The 20,059-nt window shown below is 57.7% G+C and carries 15 protein-coding genes, 1 tRNA gene and 3 pseudogenes; 11 read left to right on the forward strand and 8 right to left on the reverse strand.

The features are described 5' to 3' along the window. Positions 1-7: 7 nt before the first annotated feature. Positions 8-1,444, reverse strand: coding sequence for an NAD(P)-dependent oxidoreductase (locus EZV60_RS04015; RefSeq protein ID WP_245306200.1), 1,437 nt, complete (start codon positions 1,442-1,444; stop codon positions 8-10). Positions 1,445-1,665: 221 nt separating this feature from the next. On the opposite strand from EZV60_RS04015, the gene EZV60_RS04020 reads away from it, so the two are divergent. Further along, positions 1,666-2,469, forward strand: a complete 804-nt coding sequence (locus EZV60_RS04020; protein ID WP_135502417.1) for an undecaprenyl-diphosphate phosphatase — start codon at positions 1,666-1,668, stop codon at positions 2,467-2,469. A gap of 6 nt (positions 2,470-2,475) precedes the next feature. Here the strand turns inward: EZV60_RS04020 and EZV60_RS04025 are convergent, their stop codons facing one another. Next, complete coding sequence (locus tag EZV60_RS04025) at positions 2,476-3,456, reverse strand: complex I NDUFA9 subunit family protein (protein WP_135502419.1); 981 nt, start codon at positions 3,454-3,456, stop codon at positions 2,476-2,478. Between the two features lie 150 nt (positions 3,457-3,606). Here EZV60_RS04025 and EZV60_RS04030 point away from each other — a divergent pair. Continuing rightward, positions 3,607-3,693: transfer RNA gene (locus EZV60_RS04030), tRNA-Leu, on the forward strand. 477 nt (positions 3,694-4,170) lie between these two features. Here EZV60_RS04030 and EZV60_RS04040 read toward each other — a convergent pair. The 5 genes and pseudogenes from EZV60_RS04040 to EZV60_RS04055 form a co-directional block, all read right to left on the reverse strand. After that, positions 4,171-5,327: pseudogene (locus EZV60_RS04040) on the reverse strand (IS3 family transposase); the annotation flags it as partial. A gap of 192 nt (positions 5,328-5,519) precedes the next feature. Beyond that, a complete protein-coding gene (locus EZV60_RS04045) occupies positions 5,520-6,242 on the reverse strand; it encodes a sulfotransferase family 2 domain-containing protein (RefSeq protein ID WP_135502422.1) in 723 nt (240 codons plus the stop codon). Positions 6,243-6,889: 647 nt separating this feature from the next. After that, positions 6,890-7,075 (reverse strand): hypothetical protein, encoded by a 186-nt coding sequence (locus tag EZV60_RS19500; protein WP_342588767.1) that lies wholly within the window; start codon positions 7,073-7,075, stop codon positions 6,890-6,892. 78 nt (positions 7,076-7,153) lie between these two features. Continuing rightward, the gene (locus tag EZV60_RS19505) at positions 7,154-7,822 is read right to left on the reverse strand and encodes a tyrosine-type recombinase/integrase (RefSeq protein WP_342588768.1); all 669 of its coding nucleotides are present in this window, start codon (positions 7,820-7,822) and stop codon (positions 7,154-7,156) included. 904 nt (positions 7,823-8,726) lie between these two features. Beyond that, positions 8,727-9,434: a sulfotransferase family protein gene (locus EZV60_RS04055; RefSeq protein WP_167853460.1), complete on the reverse strand. Its 708-nt coding sequence runs from the start codon at positions 9,432-9,434 to the stop codon at positions 8,727-8,729. Between the two features lie 388 nt (positions 9,435-9,822). Between EZV60_RS04055 and EZV60_RS04060 the strand changes: the two are divergent. The 4 genes and pseudogenes from EZV60_RS04060 to EZV60_RS04075 form a co-directional block, all read left to right on the forward strand. Next, a pseudogene (locus EZV60_RS04060) lies at positions 9,823-10,157 on the forward strand (transposase); the annotation flags it as partial. 120 nt (positions 10,158-10,277) lie between these two features. Continuing rightward, the gene (locus EZV60_RS04065; RefSeq protein ID WP_167853461.1) at positions 10,278-11,333 is read left to right on the forward strand and encodes a glycosyltransferase family 2 protein; all 1,056 of its coding nucleotides are present in this window, start codon (positions 10,278-10,280) and stop codon (positions 11,331-11,333) included. A gap of 137 nt (positions 11,334-11,470) precedes the next feature. Next, complete coding sequence (locus EZV60_RS04070) at positions 11,471-12,259, forward strand: hypothetical protein (RefSeq protein WP_135502428.1); 789 nt, start codon at positions 11,471-11,473, stop codon at positions 12,257-12,259. 463 nt (positions 12,260-12,722) lie between these two features. Further along, positions 12,723-13,007: pseudogene (locus tag EZV60_RS04075) on the forward strand (transposase); the annotation flags it as partial. A 90-nt stretch (positions 13,008-13,097) separates the two neighbouring features. Here EZV60_RS04075 and EZV60_RS04080 read toward each other — a convergent pair. Continuing rightward, entirely contained in the window at positions 13,098-15,245 is a 2,148-nt protein-coding gene (locus tag EZV60_RS04080) for a malate synthase G (RefSeq protein ID WP_135502430.1), read from the reverse strand. Positions 15,246-15,525: 280 nt separating this feature from the next. Between EZV60_RS04080 and EZV60_RS04085 the strand changes: the two genes are divergently transcribed. From EZV60_RS04085 to EZV60_RS04105, 5 genes are all read left to right on the forward strand, one after another. Then, the gene (locus EZV60_RS04085; RefSeq protein ID WP_135502431.1) at positions 15,526-16,017 is read left to right on the forward strand and encodes an Lrp/AsnC family transcriptional regulator; all 492 of its coding nucleotides are present in this window, start codon (positions 15,526-15,528) and stop codon (positions 16,015-16,017) included. A gap of 162 nt (positions 16,018-16,179) precedes the next feature. After that, positions 16,180-17,319: a glycine cleavage T C-terminal barrel domain-containing protein gene (locus EZV60_RS04090; protein WP_135502433.1), complete on the forward strand. Its 1,140-nt coding sequence runs from the start codon at positions 16,180-16,182 to the stop codon at positions 17,317-17,319. A 33-nt stretch (positions 17,320-17,352) separates the two neighbouring features. Further along, positions 17,353-17,802, forward strand: a complete 450-nt coding sequence (locus EZV60_RS04095) for an OsmC family protein (protein ID WP_135502435.1) — start codon at positions 17,353-17,355, stop codon at positions 17,800-17,802. A gap of 235 nt (positions 17,803-18,037) precedes the next feature. Then, entirely contained in the window at positions 18,038-18,904 is an 867-nt protein-coding gene (locus EZV60_RS04100; RefSeq protein ID WP_135502437.1) for an FkbM family methyltransferase, read from the forward strand. 101 nt (positions 18,905-19,005) lie between these two features. Continuing rightward, positions 19,006-20,049 (forward strand): glycosyltransferase family protein, encoded by a 1,044-nt coding sequence (locus EZV60_RS04105; protein WP_167853462.1) that lies wholly within the window; start codon positions 19,006-19,008, stop codon positions 20,047-20,049. Positions 20,050-20,059 lie beyond the last annotated feature (10 nt).

The following is a 20,059-nucleotide window of genomic DNA, read 5'->3' on the forward strand; positions in this document are numbered from 1 at the left end:
CACGCGATTATTCCGCCGCGACGGCGTGTGCGCCGCCGTAGAGATGGTCAAGAATGGCATTGGCCGAGTCGCGCCCGTCGCGGATCGCCCAGACCACCAGCGAGGCGCCGCGCACGATGTCGCCCACGGCGAAGACGCCTTCGAGGCTGGTCTGGCCGGTGGTGAACTCGGCTTTGATGGTGCCCCAGCGCGTCACCTCCAGCGCCTCTACGCCCCAGAGCGCCGGAAGATCCTCGGCCTCGAAGCCAAGTGCCTTGATGACCAGATCAGCGGGTTCGTCGAAATTGTCGCCCTCGATCTCTTCAGGGCTTTGACGGCCCGTCGCGTCCGGCGCGCCGAGGCGCATCTTCTGGACCTTGACCGAGGTGACAGGATCACCGTGGAATGCCTTGGGCGCGCTGAGCCAGACAAACTCGACACCTTCCTCTTCGGCATTGGCGACCTCGCGCTGAGAGCCCGGCATGTTTTCGCGGTCGCGACGGTAGAGGCATTTAACGCTGGTGGCACCCTGACGGATGGCGGTGCGCACGCAGTCCATCGCCGTGTCGCCGCCGCCGATCACGACGACGCGCTTGCCCTCGGCATTAAGTTCGCCGGATTCGAATTCCGGCACCTCGTCGCCGAAGCTTTTGCGGTTGCTCGCGGTCAGGAAGTCGATGGCGCGCACTATGCCCTTGGCGCCCGCACCGGGACCAGGCAGTTCGCGGCTTTTATAAACGCCGGTGGCGATCAGGACCGCGTCATGCTTTTCGCGGATCTCGGCGAAGGTGATGTCCTCGCCCACGTTGCAGTTGAGTTGGAACGTGACGCCGCCTTGCTCGAGCTGTTCGATCCGGCGCATCACGACCGGCTTTTCAAGCTTGAAGCCGGGGATGCCATAGGTGAGCAGGCCGCCCGCGCGGTCGTAGCGGTCATAGACCGTGACCTGCACGCCGGCCTGACGCAGCATGTCGGCGGCGGCGAGGCCACCGGGACCCGCGCCGATAATGCCGACGGATTCAGCCCGCTCTTCGGACGGTTTGACGGGCGTCACCCACCCCTTTTCCCAAGCGGTGTCGGTGATGTATTTCTCGACCGAGCCGATGGTCACGGTGCCGTGCCCGGATTGTTCGATCACGCAATTGCCCTCGCACAAGCGATCCTGCGGGCAGATCCGGCCACAGATCTCGGGGAAGGTGTTCGTCGCCTGGCTGACCTCATAGGCCTCTTTCAGCCGGCCTTCGGCGGTCAGGAGAAGCCAATCGGGGATGTTGTTGTGCAGTGGGCAGTGGTTCTGACAATAGGGCACGCCGCACTGGCTGCAGCGGGCGGATTGTTCCTTGGCCTTTTCGTCGGCGTATTCCGCGTAGATCTCGTGAAAGTCCTCGCGCCGCGCCTCTGCCGCCCGTTTCTCGGGCATGTCCCGTTCGACGGTCACAAATTTGAGCATGGGTGTCTTGGCCACGGTGCGATCTCCGGATTTGCGAGGGTGTTGGGAAGGGATAGTGCAAGGCGGGGATAAAATAAAGTCATAAATACTGACCTATTGCCAATTAATTTGCCCGGACAGATCAGGGCCCAGCAATAATTGGGTAAAATTTAAGTCCGATTCGGACATAAATCACGTCTTTCGTCGCAGTGTCATTGGTTTATAGCTGTTTCAAACCCTTCGAGCAGGGATCGGGCATGCCGTTATTCCATTTGATTCTCGTGGCGATCATCCAGGGGGTGACGGAGTTCCTGCCGGTCTCGTCCTCGGGGCACCTGATCCTGATCCCGCGCTTCACCGGGCTGGAGGATCAGGGCCAGGCCATCGACGTGGCAGTGCATGTCGGCACGCTTCTGGCGGTGATCCTTTATTTCTGGTCCGACGTGAAGCTGGCCCTGACCGGATTGCCGCGCGCGCTGATGGGCCGGGTCGACACCGAAGGCGCGAAGCTGGCGTTTCTCCTGATGATCTCTTCGATCCCGGTCGTGGCGTTCGGCGTGCTGTTGAAGATGACCGGGCTTGATGAGGAATTGCGGTCCATCGCGGTGATCGGCTGGACGATGCTGATCTTCGGGATCGTGCTTTACTGGGCCGATCAGGCGGGCGCCACCGAGCGGAGGGCCGAGGACTGGTCAATGCGCGATGCGATGGTGATGGGGGTCTGGCAGGCGATCGCGCTTATTCCCGGCACCTCGCGCGCGGGCATCACTATAACCGGGGCGCGGTTTATGGGATATGGCCGCGCCGACGCGGCGCGTCTGGCCATGCTGATGTCGATCCCGGTGATCATCGAAAGCGGCACGCTGCTGGCCGGCGAGGCGATCTATACAAGGAATGTCGGGCTGATCCTCGACAGCGCGATCGCGGCCGCTTTCGCTTTTGTCTCGGCGCTGCTGGCGCTGACGCTGATGATGCGGCTGCTGCGCAGCGTGAGCTTCACGCCTTACGTCATCTACCGCGTGGGTCTTGGCGTCGTGCTGCTTGTGGTGGCCTATACCTGAGGCAACTCAGGTGCGCAGGTTGCGGGCCGACCTCTTGATGGTGTCGTACTGACCGCCCGACCGGAACCGCCAGAGGTAATCCGGCAGGACCGCCTCCATCGCGACGGGTGTGATGCCGAGATCAGCAAGTCCCTTGGCGTCGTCCGACACGACGTTATCGCGGCGCAGGCTGCGGACCTGATCGCGCGTGATCTGCGGTGTGAAAAGCCCGAGCGTGACGATCTGCACACCCTCCATCACGGTGGCCATCACCTTCGCGGCCCAGAACGGGATATTGAGGATGAGCCGCCGGCGGTGGATCACGTCGAGCATCTGCTGCATCAGTTCGCGGAACGTGTCCACGTCCGGCCCGCCAAGCTCATAGATGCCCGGGTCGACCTGCCCCAGCAGCGCCTTCTGGGCGGCCTCGGCGACGTTGTCGACGTAAACCGGCTGAAACTTCGTATCCGCGCCCACGACGGGCAGGATCGGCCCGAGGCGCGTCATCGCGGCAAAACGGTTAAAGAACGCATCTTCGGCGCCGAAGATCACCGAGGGGCGCAGGATCACGGCGTCGGGCATGTGCGAGAGCACCGCCTCTTCACCCTTGGCCTTGGTCTGGGCGTAAACACTGGCCGACTCCTTGTCCGCCCCGATAGCCGAGATCTGCACCATCTGCGCGACGCCTTCCTCGGCGGCAAGGCGCGCGATGCGCTCGGCGCCCTTGTCCTGGATCGCATCGAAGTTGTTCTTGCCGCGAATATCGAAGGTGCCGACGCAATTGACGACCGCATCCGCGCCCTTGAGGACCGCGCGCACGCTGGCGTCGTCGCGGATGTTGCAGAAGACCGGCTCGACCTGGCCCACGTCGCCATAGGGGCGCACGAAACCCGCCTCGTGGGGGCGGCGGACCGCGACGCGCACGCGCCAGCCCTGCTGTGCCATGCGCCGGGCGATATAGCGCCCGACAAACCCGGATCCGCCGTAGATCGTGACAAGCTTTGGCATGGTTATGCGCCTCCGAGGCCATGAAAGAACCACTGCATACGTAACCCTGCCGGGCCATTTGGACAAGGCGATTTGGGCCGGCGCGGCAAGTTGTGCGAAAGGTCGTTGACAGGCCCTGCCCGTCAGTCTAAACGCCCCGGCACGACACCTGCCCAGGTGGCGGAATTGGTAGACGCGCTAGCTTCAGGTGCTAGTGTCCGTACGGACGTGGAGGTTCGAGTCCTCTCCTGGGCACCAATCCGTTAATATAAGCCTCTGTTTCCCTGCAGTCTTCACTGTTGAAAGTTGGAGGCGTAGACCATCCTGGAGACTAAAACTGCACAATTCACATTTGTGAAGCAGGGATTTTTCTATTTGTCGCGACGGGTTCCAAGCGGCCTGTCCCATCACACAAAGCAAGCCGGATCATGAATTAGCTACGCACGAGGTCGGCAGTCGTGGCCACCTCGAGGACACAGTGGGCGACACAGCAGCTCAACGAGCACTGGTATCACCTTCGCTTCCGCAATGTTGATCTTCCTGGAAAGCACCTGCTCCGCATGAGTGGGAAGCCCGAGGCGCACGGCGTTGGGACGTCTGACGCAGCCTCGCTTAATCTGACCGAAGCTGTTTCGATCTACATCCGCCTGAAAGGCAAAGATCGCCGGGTAACCTTCCACCGAGCTACAGAGCGAGCCTGCGGGTATGTAATCGATGCCTGCATTGATAAGGACCTGAACGCTTATAGTGTTCGACAAAGTCGCCGATGGCCTCCTCGATTGCGCCGGGCAGGTAGTAGTTCTCGAGGAGGATGCGGTTCTTCAGGGTCTGGTGCCAACGCTCGATCTTGCCCTGGGTCTAGGGATGGTTCGGGGCGCCGCGGACGTGATCCATGCCCTGCTTTTCGAGCCAGGCGGCCAGATCGCCAGAGATGTAGGACGATCCGTTATCGCTGAGCAGCCGCGGTCGATGTGCGACCGTCACGCTGTCGCATCCTGAGGCAGCCGAGGCATCCTTCAAAGTCGATGTGACATCCCCGGCGCGCATCGTCGTGCAGAGCTGCCAGGCAACGATGTAATGGCTGAAGTCGTCGAGGATCGTCGAGAGATAGAACCAGCCCTAGCCGATGACCTACAGGTAGGTGAATTCGGTCTGCCAGAGCTGGTTCGGCCGGGTCGTCTTTTCGTGGAACTCATCCGCTGCCGTGATCACCGCGAAGGCCGGGCTCGTGACGAGGTCATGTGCCTTCAGGAGCCTGTAAACGCTGGCCTCGGAGACGAAGTAGCGCTTCGTATCCGTGAATCGGACCGCGAGCTCACGTGGCGACAGCTCCGGTTCATCCAGGGCCAGGTCCACGATCTGGCGGCGTACGGTGTCCGGGATACGGTTCCAGACTCGGCCAGGCCGCGAGGACCGATCCTCGAGACCGGCTTCGCTCAGAGCGATATAGCGGTCGTACCAACGATAAAAGGTGGTCTGCGGAATGCCGAGCATCTCCAGTGTGCGCTTAACCGGCAGGTGAGACTGCTCAACGATACGAATGATCTCTAGCTTTTCAGAGGCTGGGTATCTCATGCGTCGTCGTCCCCATCCCCGAGTATGCTTTTTTTGAGCAATCGTTTCTCAAGCATCAGGTCGGCGACCGCCTCCTTGAGCGCCGCAGACTCCGAGCGCAACTCCTTCACCTCCGGCGCTGTGGCCTGACTTGTCGTATCGCCAGCGAGCTGCTTCTTGCCGGCTTCAAGGAACTCCTTCGACCAACTGTCGTAAAGGCTCGTGACAATCCACTCACGACGACAGAGCTCCGCGATACTGATTTCGCCGCGCAGACCTTCCAACAAGATGCCGATCTTGTCCTTTGCGGTGAACTGGCGACGTGTCTTGCGACGGATGTCCTTGACGACCCTGTCGGCCGACCCTTTCGATGTTCCGGATTTGTGTCACATCTTCACTCCTTGACGGTTCAGATGAGCCAGAAATCCTCCCATATACAATCACTCCAACTTGCCCCATGGGCGCTGATCCCGGACAAACAGTGGAAAAGCTTTTCTCGTAGCCTGGTGCGGCTACTGAGGTGACCTGACTTATTTTAACGGAGATTCATACCCAAACATATCGATTATCTCACGATTAAAAAACTTAACTGCGGACACTAATTCATCCTCCTCGTAAAAATAATCTTTCAGGTCACGTCCCTTTGGTCGAAACCCTCCCTTAGCATTGATATTTTTCATAGAATTGGATAGCCCTTTTAAGGTTGGGACTTCACTCTCAACCGTCTTGCAATCCTCCAGAAGCGTCTCGTATTTGATAGTATGATTTAAGATAAATCTCTGATCAATGAAATAATGTTCATAGTTTAGACGCAAAAGTTCAGGATTTTGCCGCAGAAATTCCGAGAAGTCAATTCCCTCATCTGGCCTTTGCAATTTAAGTCTCCAGTGAAAAAGTGAGACCAGTCTATCAAAGGGGTTCCTAACAATTGATATTTTCTTTGCGTTGTCAAATACTTTTGCGCCAATTTTATTTCTCAACTGCTTAGCAGAGATATGGTTAAAGTATTTTTGGGGAGCCACTCGCCTCCGTAGAAACCTATATAAATCTCCAGCAGAGTATTCAATGGGAGCCTTTAAGTAATTCTGTGCACCTCTGAACCCTAATGCTCGACGCGTCGCCTCGTCCTCTGGTGAAATTGGAGTGATGATATCTCTTTCCGTCGCAAACTCAGATAAGGCAATCTCAAATGATGTTCCTGCAACTTTTCGTGGCTTTATGAAAATTACGTCCATTTCTTTCAAGTATATCATTTCTACGTCCTAGCTTACTGATCTTACTAATATCTTGAATATCAGAAGCTCATTTTGAACATTCCCGATTATTCGATGAATGAGATAAGAGGCAGTCATTTTCGAAAATGGGGATATTGCCGCTCTTGACTCTGGCAATGTCGTAAAGCGACGAACGAACCTCTTGCCAAGCGAAGCCGAAGAAATACTACGCACAGAACGCACTGATATCCGGCAGTTGACATTATTCATGGTTTAAAAGCGAGCGGTGTACATGTCCAATCTTTTCTGGTGATGGACTGGGCCGAGGGGTCTTGCATGGGAAAGCTTGTCTCCGGTACCGCGCGGGGAGGTTATGACAACAAGGAATGGCCTGAAGAGCACATACTTCACCTCGTTACGACGCCTCATCGTCTAAAGAAATCAGGATCGCCAACTTCAACTAATCCTCGTGCTCTAAAGTTGCAAACGCGTCAACGGAATTTGAGCAACGCGGATAGGTAGTCAGCCCCTGTATCCGATGCCATTCTTCTGCTTACGCAAAAAGCGGCGGTTGGCTTCCAAGGGACTGACTTCTGTGCACCTGAAACTCACTGACATTGCGCCACTTCAACTACTTAAGAGGTTTCAGTGACCGTTTTAGCCCATCTCTCCAAAAGCGGTCGGCGCTATTCTAAGAAATCTGCACGCCGATAGCTGCGCTCGACCCTACCGCCAACGGTGTGGCCCAGCGAGGTCTCGGCTAAGTCGTGCGGCGTGTTTGCGGTCTCTGCCACCCAATCGCGGAAGCTGGAGCGAAAACCGTGCTGGCCCTCGATCAGGCCGCGCCGTTCCATGAAATTGCTCAGGGTCATGTCGGAAATGACGCCCTTACGGGTGCCTGGAAACAGAAAGCCATCACGGGCACAAGGAGCAACGTCAGAAATGACAGATTAGGCCTCCTGCGAAAGAGGCGCGCGGAAATCGCTTGTGGCTCCTACGCGGCCTTTCATGGCTTCTGCCGGGATAGTCCAAATATTGCCGTTTATCTGGCTAAGGCGCAGGTGCCGCAAGGGAAAGCTGCGTACCGCCGTCAGAATGAGTAGGCGCAACACCAACTCGCAAACGCTGCTGCCGTCAAGCGATTGATAGAAGGCAGGCACGTTGCGCCAGTTCATCGCAGGAAAGTTCTTCACCGTGTGGAGTTGCTTGCCCAGCAGCGCCTTGGCCTTGTCAGTGGCCCGCAAGTCAACGTTGAGTCCAAGAGCCGCCGCATGTCGCAGGCAGATACTAAGACGATTCATGGCCTTGCGTGCAGTGTCAGCCTTTTCTTGCAAGATGGGAGCAAGTGTGTCGCGGATACCGCTTTGGTCGATCTGCGATACTGACATCTTTTCCAGCTTTGGAAGCACATGCAGTTCCAACGGCGGGAACCATCGTCCAGCCTTATCATCGCCTTTTAATTCGGCCTTGCGGCTCTCGAACGCATCATGAGCAATGTCGGAGAGGATGTGCAGATTTTGCTCAGCCTCGGGCCGCTGCCGCTCGCGCTCTTTGATGGCGTCCTTGCCCTCGCGGACCACGGCGCGCCATTTGTCAGCTTCGTCCCGCGCGGCCTTCATCGACACGTCCGGTTAGCTGCCAAGCCCCATCTCGTGCCGTCGCCAGAATATTGTGTAACGATGGAACCACTGATCGCCGCCATCGGGCGCTTGTAAAATCACATTCCAGCGCCGTCGGAGTATTTACCTGCAGGTTTTGCCTTGATTGCTGAGCTGGTCCGATTGTGCTTGGGCTGTGCCATAGATCGTCCGCCTAGAAATATGGGGTATGGTGGTGCAGATTGGAATACTCTGAAACAGCTAAACCTTTATTTTATAAATATGCCTGTGGAACTGCTTCAAGGCGACGCATCAAGATATAGTATTTTGATTCCTCTCCTAGGCAGCAAGCCACAGAAATTAAGTCACTAACGAAAATTGGCGTAAAAAAATTGGCTTTCTTCGATTGAAGACCCCATGAGATCCATAATCGGGTCAACATACGCCAAAAACTTGACGCCTCGTGTCCAAACACATCCGCCCCGAAAGGAATGGAATCGCAAAGTACCGTCGCAGGGTTACGGAAAATCTCCAAGTTTTTCTAGGAAAAGGAATTTACGAAGGCCCTTGGCAAAACTGAACTCAAGGCTAAGCAGAACTAGCAAGTCTGCCACGAATATTTTACGCGACTGCTCTTTTCTGCGAGCCCTTCGTCAGATGTGAGTGAATTATCGGCAATTTAGGATAGCATTGAAGCTCAGTTCGTCGAGCTAGAAGCTGACCCTCATTCGCAAGGTATGAGCGAAGGCGAAAAAGAAGCCAGAGAAGCCGAGGCAACCGCTTAGTTAGAAAGTACTCAGCAGAGCCTGAAACGGGGAGGCTCAATAAAGAGAACCTTACTATGAGGGTTAGGGCCATCGTCAATTCTTTTGCCATGCTGTCACATTTCTTTTGCATTTTTTAATCGCGGTCGGATACTCAGCGTTCATATGTCGTAGCCCAAACGGTTCCATATCCCTGGTCCGTAATTCGCCTCGCCGTGCATCACAAAGTATTTTTCGTTGGAATTAACAAGTGCCTTGTGTCGCTCTTCAATCTGCTCAGGATCGTTTCGTGTCGTAAGTTGAAGGAAGTCCGCGACGCGACTGATTTCGTCTTCGGGACAGCGGCACAAATCTTCATATCGAACCAGTACACAGTCTTCGGCTTTGTAATCGCTCATCGCTTGAGTGTAGGCGGCATCCCAATGGCGCATAAGCTCTGCAAGTGACAGGTCAGCCCATTTATGAGTCGCTGCTGAAACGGCGCGGGGATCCCGGGTGACTATGACGATGCGACAATCCGGAAATATCTGACGCAACCAGTTAATCTTTGTCAGATTGGGAGGTGATTTCTCCAGCAATGTCTTGCTATTTCCAACCACGAAGCGGCTCCAGTCCGCAATAATCCGCGCGCGGCAGCCTTCCGGGTCGCTCAACAGAGCGTCAAGTTCGGCCCTCATCTCGGTTGAGAAGGCAAATCGACCTGGTCCGCCGAAATGCATCGCAGCAGAATAAACCGACTGCATGTGCTGGCCTTCGCTTTCAGGTACACTGGCGCGCAGATACGACACATCGTATTTTGCGGCTAATATGCGCTCTAGAAGAGTCGTGCCACTTCGGTGCAACCCACAAATGAAAACGAAACGGTCCAAGACGGGATTATCGTTGTAGGAAATTTCTGGCAGCCGGTTTGGAACGTACTTGGGCCTTTTAGACCCAGATTTGATGAACCGAACGACCATGCGTTTCCATCGCGATGCGTCTAACAGTTTATGTAGTATAGAACTCATAATAACCATGAAACACTCTCGATAGGGCCTAGCGGACAAATGATGCCCTCTGTTTAAAGGTTTCACCAGAACTTCTCGACTTTGCAATGGAAACTTCCGACAGCAGCTTTGTCCGCATAGATGAGCCACGAGTTATCTAGATCTCCATGCCATCTGATAAGAGACCAACAGACCGTGGAGAAGCTTAGGTTCAGGATGCATTGATCTTCAATTCTCTGCGTGATTCACGGCGAGAAAATGGAGCGGTGACATGAGCTACCGTTACTGGCTGACCGACGCGCAGATGGCCAACTTCTCCCCTTTTTCCCGAAGGCGCACGGCAAGCCACAGGTCGATGACAGACGGGTGTTGAGCGGGATTATCTCCATCAATCGCAATGGATTGGGCGGGCGGGACACTCAAGACGTATATGGAAGCCAAAAGACGCTTCAGAGCCGTTGGGAGCGTTAGAGCGGGAAAGTTATCTTCGCGCGCATGATGGCCAGACTGGCTGCCGAACACAGCGAGAAAAAAGGCGTGATGATCGACACGACCTACCTAAAGGCAAACCGCACCGAGACCGGTGTGGCCGCGAAAAAGGGGGGCTGGCTGCACCCTTTGACCTTGATCGTGCGCAAAATTGCTGCAAGGCTATAAACGCTTGATTTGGTAGTTTGGCTTTGTTTATCCGGTTACAAATAATATTTTGCGTTGAGCATCTGCACCTTGATCGATCCTGACAAGCAAGCTTCGCGACCTAAGGTTTCCGTCATAGTTCCCGTGTATAACGGAGAGAAGACCCTCGAACCCAGCATCCGGTCACTTTGCGATCAGAAGGATGTCGCGCTCGAAATTATTCTAATCAACGATGCATCAACAGATGCAACAGGCCGCCTTATCGATGCGTTGGCAAAGGATCATCCTTGTATCATACCAGTTCATCTGACTGCGAATGGCGGCGCTCACGAGGCACGGCTTAAAGGCCTAGAGTACGTGCGGGCTCCCTGGGTCGGCTTCCTCGATGCAGATGATTTCGCTCGCCCATACATGTTTTCCACACTTCTAAAGGCAGCGCAGCGCGAAGATGTCGACATTGTCATCTGCGGGTTGGCGCGAGTGGACGCATCTCGCGAGGTAATCGGGACCAAGGTGCATTTCCACTGTGAACAGCGCATTGAGTCGGATATCTTTGCCCGCTTTTGCCAGTCCGAATTTGGCGTTGGCAGCTTGAACAACAAGCTTTACCGCCGCGACCTCCTTCTGCCTTGCCGTGATCTACAGTTTCCCTGGCGCCAAAACGTGGGCGAGGATCTGGTGTTCAATCTGGATTGCTTTCGCCGGGCGCGCGCGGTCTTTCTATTACCCGACATCCTTTACGAGTACGTGGTCAATCCCGAAAGCGTTACGAGTGTGATGACCCGTGACCAAGCGCGCAAGTATGTTGAGATTTTTCGAGCTTTTGCACTGGCACTCAAAGCATTGCCAGATCGGGATGCGCACCTTCGTACTTTAATCGTTGATCTTTATCGCCACCGGTTTGAGTTTGATGCTTTTCGCCTGCCTTCGAGTGCAGATCTCAACTTGTATGAGGAGGAACTGGCCGAAGCGGAAGAGCTGATACACAGTATCGCGCCAACAGCCTTGGCGAATTTGGCGCTGCGTCCACCTTTAGCCAGAGCCAACCAGCCAATACGGAAGCGCCTTTTCCGTGGAGTCACGGTTGAGTTCTCGCCGGGCATTTCACGCCGCTTGCGCGGCTGGTTCCAGAGGCCCAAACTGTGAGTGGGGCCGTTTTTCACCTTCGGTGCTTGGGGCGCCAATCCCAATGACTTGATAAGCGGGGACTTCTGTGGTTTGCGAACCTTAGTGTAGTCTGAACGCCGTACATGCCTTCCAACTAGAACGGAATTAGATCCGCCATGAACCAGCGTATGATCTTCGGGTTGGGCTCGGGCCGAAGCGGCACGATGTCTTTGGCCAACCTGCTTAACCGAATGCCAGAGGTCGTCTGCTTCCATGAAAGCAACCCGAGCGGTATGGCCTGGTCGGGCTCCGAAAGAACGGTTCAATCGATCCTGAACGATTTTGAACTGATCCTCTCAGGAGGATCGCGTGGCATCTGCCTTGATCTCACCTTATCTCGTCGCGCTGAGCGCGACGAAGCACTCCGTAAGCTCGACACGCTGACCCGCATAGAAGCTGTCTGCGATGTCGCATCCTATTACCTGCCTTACGTGGAGTTCATCCTGTCTCGTCAGCCGAAGGCGGTTTTTCCCTGCCTGAAACGAAACAGAGAAGACACCATCAACAGCTTCATCAAAAAGGTAGCGCTTCCCCCACAGCGTCCATCCAAAAGCGATTCAATCAAGGCCGCACTCGGGATGCCGCCGAAGCCCCGCCCGATCAGCAGAAACCACTGGCTGGATCACGACGGAAGCGAATGGAGCATAGACCGCAAGTGGGACAAATGCTTTCCGAAATACGAAGCCGAGCTGAGCCTGCGGGAAGCTGTCTCACGCTACTACGACGACTATTACAACGCAGCGAGGAAACTTGAAAAACGCCATCCTGCTGCTGTTAAGATCTTTGATCTGGAGGCTCTGAACGACCCAGTGGGCCAGTCGGAAATTCTCGATTTCTGCAGAGTCTCGCAGCGCAACCCTTTCGAACCGTCTCACATAAACAAGGGACAGAAACAGACCTCTTAGAACCATCAGTGCATTCCAAACGCTGAAATGCCACGCTGGTTTACGCGCAAAACGGTGAAGAACGTCCTTAGATGCGGCTTCTCGTGTAGCAGCAATCAATAAGGCAATGTCAAAAGAATCTTGGCTTCAGCCGGGCTTGGGCTCGCCCTAGTCCACGTTGCCTTTTGGCTCGTTTCCCCGTTAGCTGCACGGAGCGCAGAGGTCTATTCAGTGCACGAATCGACCTTTCAGATTTCAACCGAGATGCAAAAAAAGCGCCCGGAGGGTTACCATAAACCTGCTGATTTAACACTAATACCTTCGCAGGAAACGTACTCATCCGCTTCGAGGTGGAGCTCAAAGTAGAAAAACATCCCTAGGTTTTTGTCGACCGCCTGCAAGCCTCACGATAGGTCCTTTGCACGTATTGAGCCTCCCCAAAGAAGTGGTCCGCTCCTATATTTTGGAAAGCGGAAGACCTGAGATGGCTATTAAGAGATCGAAGCCGGAAGAGATTGTCGTGAAGTTTCGACAGGTTGAAGTTCTGATGGGGCAAGGCAAGCCCTAAATGGGTGCGATCCGTCAGATCAGTGTGACTGAGCAAACGTATTACCGCTGGAAGAAGAATTTCGGCGGACTGGGCACGGAGCAACACAGGGAAGTGAAGCTGCTCCAGAAGGAGAATGAGCGTATTCGCCGTGCCGTATCGGATTTGACTTTGGACAAGCTGATTTTGTCTGAGGCTGCACGGGGCAACTTGTTAGCCCCTCGCGTCGGCACGGCTGTCTTGCGGTACGCGCCTTGCGCGGAAACGCCGAAGCGGTGACACCGCTTCGGCGTTTTCCTTATTCGGGCGGCCTTATGCGGCGCGGGACGCTTTGAGATCCAGCCGGCGGCGGTGCAGGACCGGTTCGGTATAGCCCGAGGGCTGTTCTCGGCCCTCGATTACCAGATCGCAGGCCGCCTGAAAGGCGATGCCGTCGAACCCCGGCGCCATGGGCCGGTAATTCGGGTCGTCGGCATTCTGACGGTCGACGACCTGCGCCATCTTCTTCATCGCCTCCATGACCTCGGCTTTTTCGACGACGCCGTGGTGCAACCAGTTGGCGATATGCTGGGAGCTGATCCGGCAGGTGGCGCGGTCTTCCATCAGACCGACATCGTTGATGTCAGGCACCTTGGAGCAGCCGACGCCCTGGTCGATCCAGCGCACCACGTAGCCGAGGATGCCCTGCGCGTTGTTCTCGACCTCGCGCAGGATCTGGTCGCGGGACCATTTTCGGTAGCTGGCCACGGGGATATCCAGCACCGTGTCGACGAAGGCGCGGCGGCCACCCGCCTTGAGCTTTTCCTGCACGGCGAAGACATCGACCTTGTGATAATGCAGCGCGTGCAGAATGGCCGCGGTGGGCGACGGCACCCAGGCGGTGTTGGCCCCCGCCTTGGGATGCTCGATCTTTTGTTCCAGCATCGCGGCCATCAGATCGGGCATGGCCCACATGCCCTTGCCGATCTGCGCGCGGCCCGAGAGGCCGCATTCCAGCCCGATATCCACGTTCTGATTTTCGTATCCGCCGATCCACGCCTTGCGCTTGATGAAGTCCTTCCGGCTGAAGGGACCCGCCTCCATGCTGGTGTGGATCTCGTCGCCGGTGCGGTCGAGAAAGCCGGTATTGATGAAGGCCACGCGGTGGCGGGCGGCGCGGATGCATTCCTTGAGGTTCACCGAAGTGCGCCGTTCTTCGTCCATCACTCCGATCTTGACGGTGTGTTGTGGCAGGCCGAGGAACGTCTCGACCCTATCGAAGATCTCGTCGGTGAACGCCACTTCTTCGGGGCCGTGCAGCTTGGGTTTGACCACATAGATCGAGCCATGCACCGAGTTGCCGCTGTCGCGCTTGAGGTCGTGGATGCCGATCAGGGTGGTGATCGCGGCGTCCATCAGGCCCTCGTAGATCTCGTTGCCTGCGGAATCCAGAATGGCGGGGTTGGTCATCAGATGCCCGACATTGCGCACCCACATGAGCGACCGGCCCTTGACGGTCAGGTCGCCGCCGTCGGGCGCGGTATAATGCCGGTCCTCGTTGAGACGACGGGTGATGGTCTTTCCGCCCTTTTCCAGCGTCGCTTCGAGCGTGCCCTGCATGAGACCGAGCCAGTTGGAATAGGCCAGAACCTTGTCCTCGGCATCGACGCAGGCGACCGAATCCTCGCAATCCATGATCGTGGTCATCGCCGCCTCGACCCGCACATCGGCCAGAAGGGCCTGATCGCGGCAGCCGATAAAATGCGCGCGGTCGAATACCAGTTCGACATGCAGCCCGTTGTTGCGCAGCAGCACGGCATCGGGCGCGCGGGGATTGCCGCGATAACCCACGAATTTCTCGGGCTCTGCGAGGGGATGTTCGTCGACTAGAAGCGCCCCGTCGCGCACGTGGTAGCGCCGCACGTCAGCATGGCTCGTGCCGACCAGCGGGAAGGCCTCGTCGAGGAACACCCGGACTCGGGCCACGACACGCGCGCCCCGGCCCCGGTCATAGCCACCGGCCGGCGGCAGCGTGCCCATCGCATCGGTGCCGTAGAAGGCATCATAAAGGCTGCCCCAGCGGGCATTGGCGGCGTTGAGCGCGTAGCGGGCGTTGGTGACCGGCACCACGAGCTGCGGCCCGGGGACTTTTGCGATCTCGGGGTCGACATTCTCGGTGTCGATCTCAAACTCCGGTCCTTCCGGAACGAGATACCCGATCTCTTCGAGAAAGGCCTTGTAGGCGTCGTGATCGTGCGGCTGATTGCGGTGGCGGATATGCCAGTCGTCGATCTGCGCCTGCAGTTCCGCGCGCCGCTTGAGCAGGGCCGCGTTCCGTGGCGTCAGGTCGGTCACGAGACCGGCGAACCCGGCCCAGAACGCATCGGGCGCGACCCCGGTGCCCGGCAGGGCCTTTTCGTCCACGAAGCGGGCCAGTTCCTCGGCCACCTGAAGGCCGTGCTTGTCGATACGTTGCACCATGTCGCGCTCCTTCGGTCCTGATCAAAGCGGGCATACATTTGCATGCCGATTTCATAATATCCAAGTCGAAAGTTTCCGATACGCGACAGGAGGGACATCTTTTTCTGGCCGGATCGGCCGGAAGAGGCCGCCCGATGGCGGGTGGCAACGGCGCAGTTGCCGCGAAACGCGTCGCAAACCCACCGGCAAACCCGGGAAATGGTCCTATGTTGGGTGAGCGCCAGCGGAGGCATTCGCCGGCATGACGGGTCGTGCGACACGCGGGGAGGAGTGGCGACGCATGAAGAAGACAGGGCTTGATGCGACGGATATCCGCATCCTGAGCGCGGTGCAGCAGCATGGCCAGCTGAGCAAGTCGCGGCTGGCGGAGATCTGCAACATCTCGCAGACACCCTGCTGGGCGCGGCTGGACCGGCTCAAGGCCGCCGGACTGATCCGCGGGTTTCACGCCGAGATCGCGCTGGACAAGATCTGTGACGCGGCCCAGGTGGTGGTCACCGTTTCGCTGACGCATCACCGCAAGGCCGATTTCGACCGGTTCGAGACCTTCGTGCGCGCACAGGACGAGATCATCGAGTGCATCGCCACGGGCGGCGGTATGGACTACGTGCTGAAGGTCGTGACCGGCTCGCTGGCGGCGTTTCAGACGCTGATGCAAACCATGCTTGATGCCGAGTTGGGCGTGGACCGGTACATGACCTACATCGTGACCCGCACGGTCAAGACGGGTCGGCCGAATCTGTCGAAACTGGCCACCCCGACCCTCAAATAAACCCGCCGGACCAATCAGTCTGCGCCGGGCCGGAAAAATGGTCCGGACGGGCTGAAACCGCGCCTTTTTCAGTCCGCACTTCCCCTACGTCAGGCCCTAGATAGGCGCCAGTTCAATCGCGTCCCGACCTTTTCCGGCGGGCACCATGCAAGGGCGAAAAACATGCACGCAGACGACTTCGGCTTTGGCACTCAGATCCGCAAATCCCCCTATTTCGACGCAACCGTCCGCTGGGGCGCAACCGGATTTTCCGTTTACAATCATATGTATATTCCGCGTGACTTCGGCAATCCGGAACAGAACTTCTGGAACCTCGTCAACGACGCGATCCTGTGTGATGTGGCCGTCGAGCGGCAGGTCGAGATCACCGGCCCCGATGCTGCCAAGTTCGTGCAAATGCTCACTCCGCGCGACCTGTCGAAAATGGCCGTGGGCCAGTGCAAGTACGTCCTCATCACCAATGCCGAGGGCGGTATCCTGAACGACCCGATCCTGCTGCGTCTCGCCGAGAACCATTTCTGGATCTCGCTGGCCGACAGCGACATCCTGCTCTGGGCACAGGGCGTGGCCGTTCATTCGGGCCTCGACGTCAAGATCTGCGAGCCGGACGTGTCGCCGCTGCAGCTTCAGGGACCGAAATCGGGACTGATCATGCAGGCGCTTTTCGGCGACAGCATCCTTGACCTGAAATACTACTGGCTGCGCGAAGTCGATCTGGACGGCATTCCGCTGATCGTGTCGCGGACCGGCTGGTCAAGCGAGCTTGGCTACGAGCTTTACCTGCGCGACAGCAGCTATGGCGATGCGCTTTGGGAGCGGATCATGGCGACCGGCATGGAATTCGGGCTGAAGCCCGGGCACACCTCATCGATCCGCCGGATCGAGGGCGGGATGCTGTCCTATCACGCCGATGCCGACATCAACACCAACCCCTACGAGCTGGGCCTCGACCGGCTGGTGAATCTCGACATGGAAGCCGAGTTTATCGGCAAGGCCGCGCTGCGCCGCATCAAGGAAGAGGGCGTCACCCGCAAGCAGGTCGGGCTGATCATCGATTGCGAGCCCCTGAAGGGCCCGAACACGACCTTCTGGGCGATCTATCGCGACGGTGTCGAAGTGGGCAAGGTGACCTCGGCGGTCTATTCCCCGCGGCTGGAGCGCACGATCGCGCTGGCCATGGTGTCGGTCGACGCGGCGCATCTGGGCATGCCTCTTGAGGTGGTGACCCCGTCGGGCCCGACCGGCGCGACCGTGACCGAGCGCCCGTTCTACGACCCCAACAAGAAGCTGGCCGTCGCCTAAACCGACGCCGCATACATTCTTGAGGCCAGACCGATGTCCGATCTTTCGATCCAGCTGCACTGGCAGCGCGCAGAACCGGTGTTGCAGACGGGGCGGTATTCGAACGCCCACACGGTGCAGTTTAACACCACCTACGACGTCCAGGTGGACGCCGCCCCCGGCTGGGGCGGCGATCCGGGCAACACCAACCCCGAACAGGCGCTCGCCTCGGCGCTGTCGAGTTGTCACATGATGACCTTTCTCGCGCTTGCGGCGAAAGCGGACTGGCCGGTGGCAGGCTATCACGACCACGCGGTCGCCTATCTGGGCAAGAACCCGAAAGGGCAGATGTCCGTGACGCGGATCGACCTGCATCCGGTGGTGCGGTTCGACACCGGCTTCACGATTGAGGATGCCGAGCTTGAGAAGATGCACGAGCGCGCACATCGCTACTGTTTCATCGCCAACACGCTGGCCGACAGCGTCGAGATCAACATACTCTGAAACCTTCGCGCGGGCCCTTGGGGCCGCGCGACGCTGATAAGGCGCTTCTGGCTGCCCTGACTCCGGTATCGTGACCTGCGCGCGCACCTTTCGGGTGCGCGACGTTGCCGCGTTGCCGCATTGGCGTGAAAACGGCCATCGCGGGGGCCTGCGCCTAGGTCCATTATTTCCTTTCTCTGGTTTTCGTGCGCCTCTATCGTGATGGGAAATATTCTGAATTTCGACTGGCGCTTTAATGAAAACCTTTCTTATCCGCCTGCTGAGGCTGCTGCTTACGACCGTAAAACCGAAAAGCGGGCTGGCGAAGTTTGCGACCAACGAGGTCGTACGCAACGCCATTCGGGCCCTGCCGACGCCACTTGTGGCGCGGCTTCCGGGGGGTCTTGAAATCGAGGTCGATCCCGAGGACTTCAACGGTCGGAAGCTTTGGCTTTCGGGCACCAATGACTGGAAGATCACGAATACCGTGATCGACCTTCTCGATCGGGACGATATCCTTCTGGATATCGGCGCCAACTATGGAAGCGTTGGCCTGGCTGCGCGCGAAAAGGTCGGCACGCAAGGCCACGTCCACCTTTTCGAACCGCAACCGGACCTTGTCCGGCGGATGCGGGCCACTCTTGACACGGCAGGCGCCGATAACGTGAGCCTGCACGAGATCGCATTGAGCGATCACGACGCGGAGGTCGAGCTGGTGCTGAAGGGCCGGCATTCAGGCGGTGCGAGCATCGTGGCGCATGACGCGGCCGGCAAGACCGAGACGATCCGCGTCGAGGCCCGGAAAACACGGGACTTCGTCGCGCCGCTTGTCGGTGACAAGGCCTTCGGCGTGAAGATCGACGTGGAAGGCGCGGAGCCTCTTATTCTTCCGGACCTACTTGGATTTCCGACCCTCAAGTTCGTCATCTTCGAAGGAAACCAGAACGTCGCAACCTTGTTCGATTTGCTGGAATCCCATGAGTTTGCGATCTTCGGGTTTTGCCGGACCGTCCTGCGCACCCGCGTCGCGCGCGTCGCCGACGCTCAGGACAGGCACAGATATCATGATTTCGTTGCCATCCGTCGCGATCAGGCCGAGGGCCTTGTCAAACGCATCCATTGACGGAAGAGCCCCCGTACCGCCAGAGAATGTCGAAGGACACGACCTTACTTATCCTTGAGGGCCATTAAGGTCTGCGCCGCAACTTAGATCGAGACGAAAAATTGGGACAGCTGGGAAACATGCGGGTTTGCGTACATGAAAACAGACAGGCCGAGGAGCCCGCACTGCGCCTGCTTTTGCTGAGCGTGGCGCGGCATTCCCCGAAGACGAAACTTGTCTTGTTCTGCTCCGGCCTGACCCAGGCGTTCTATGATTTCGCCGCCACCTTCGAGCAGGTGGAAGCCGTTTATCCATCTTTCCCGGTCGAGCGCCATTGGAACGTGAAGCCGGATCTTCTTTTGCATTGCATCCGCGATCTTGGGTTCAAGGATGTCGTCTGGCTGGATTCCGATATCATCGTGACCCGGGAATTGACGCAGGTCTTTGGACAATTTTCGGCAGACGTGTTTCTGATGGCGCAGGAGACGCTATGGGCGACGACCCCGGATGACAATGGGGCGATGCGGGCGCGCGGCTGGGGCTTTGACGTGGGTCGGGAACATCCCTTCGCGCTCAATTCCTGCATCATCCGGGCCACCGAGCAGCACACCGCGCTACTGGAACGGTGGCAGGACATGCAAACGCATGAAGATTACGTAACCGCGCAAAAGCAGCCGAGCGGCCAACGACCCGCCCATCTGCGCGGAGCGCAAGAGTTGCTTACGGCGTTGCTTTGTTCAAAGGAGTTTTCCGACACGAAGCTGGAATATCTGCGCCTTGGCCGCGACGTGGTGCACAGCTACGGGCTCAAGGCATTTCCGCTTCGCCAAAGGCTGCAGTGGATGAAGAACGGACCCCCGCCATTCGTTCACTCGCAGCGTCTGAAACCCTGGATGCCGACCTATCAAGCAGGTGGCGGCTGGCTGAACCGGTGTTACGAGGATACGTTTCCCTACCTTTTACTGGCTGACAAGCTGGGGACACGCGAGGGCGAAAACGTGGGGTGGGCGCGCGCCAAGACCCTGATGGGCCGGCTGATGCGGGCAACGAGCTTTGGCTATCCGCCGCTTTGCGGTGTGGGACTGGCCGCAGCCTTCGACGCCGGGTTCGGCGCGGCGCGGTTGATCAAGACGGCGATGGGACGTGACGGGTGTCAGGGCCGCTAGGCAGATCGTG

The sequence above is a fragment of the Roseovarius aestuariivivens genome, assembly GCF_004761875.1.
GTDB classification, from domain to species: domain Bacteria; phylum Pseudomonadota; class Alphaproteobacteria; order Rhodobacterales; family Rhodobacteraceae; genus Roseovarius; species Roseovarius aestuariivivens.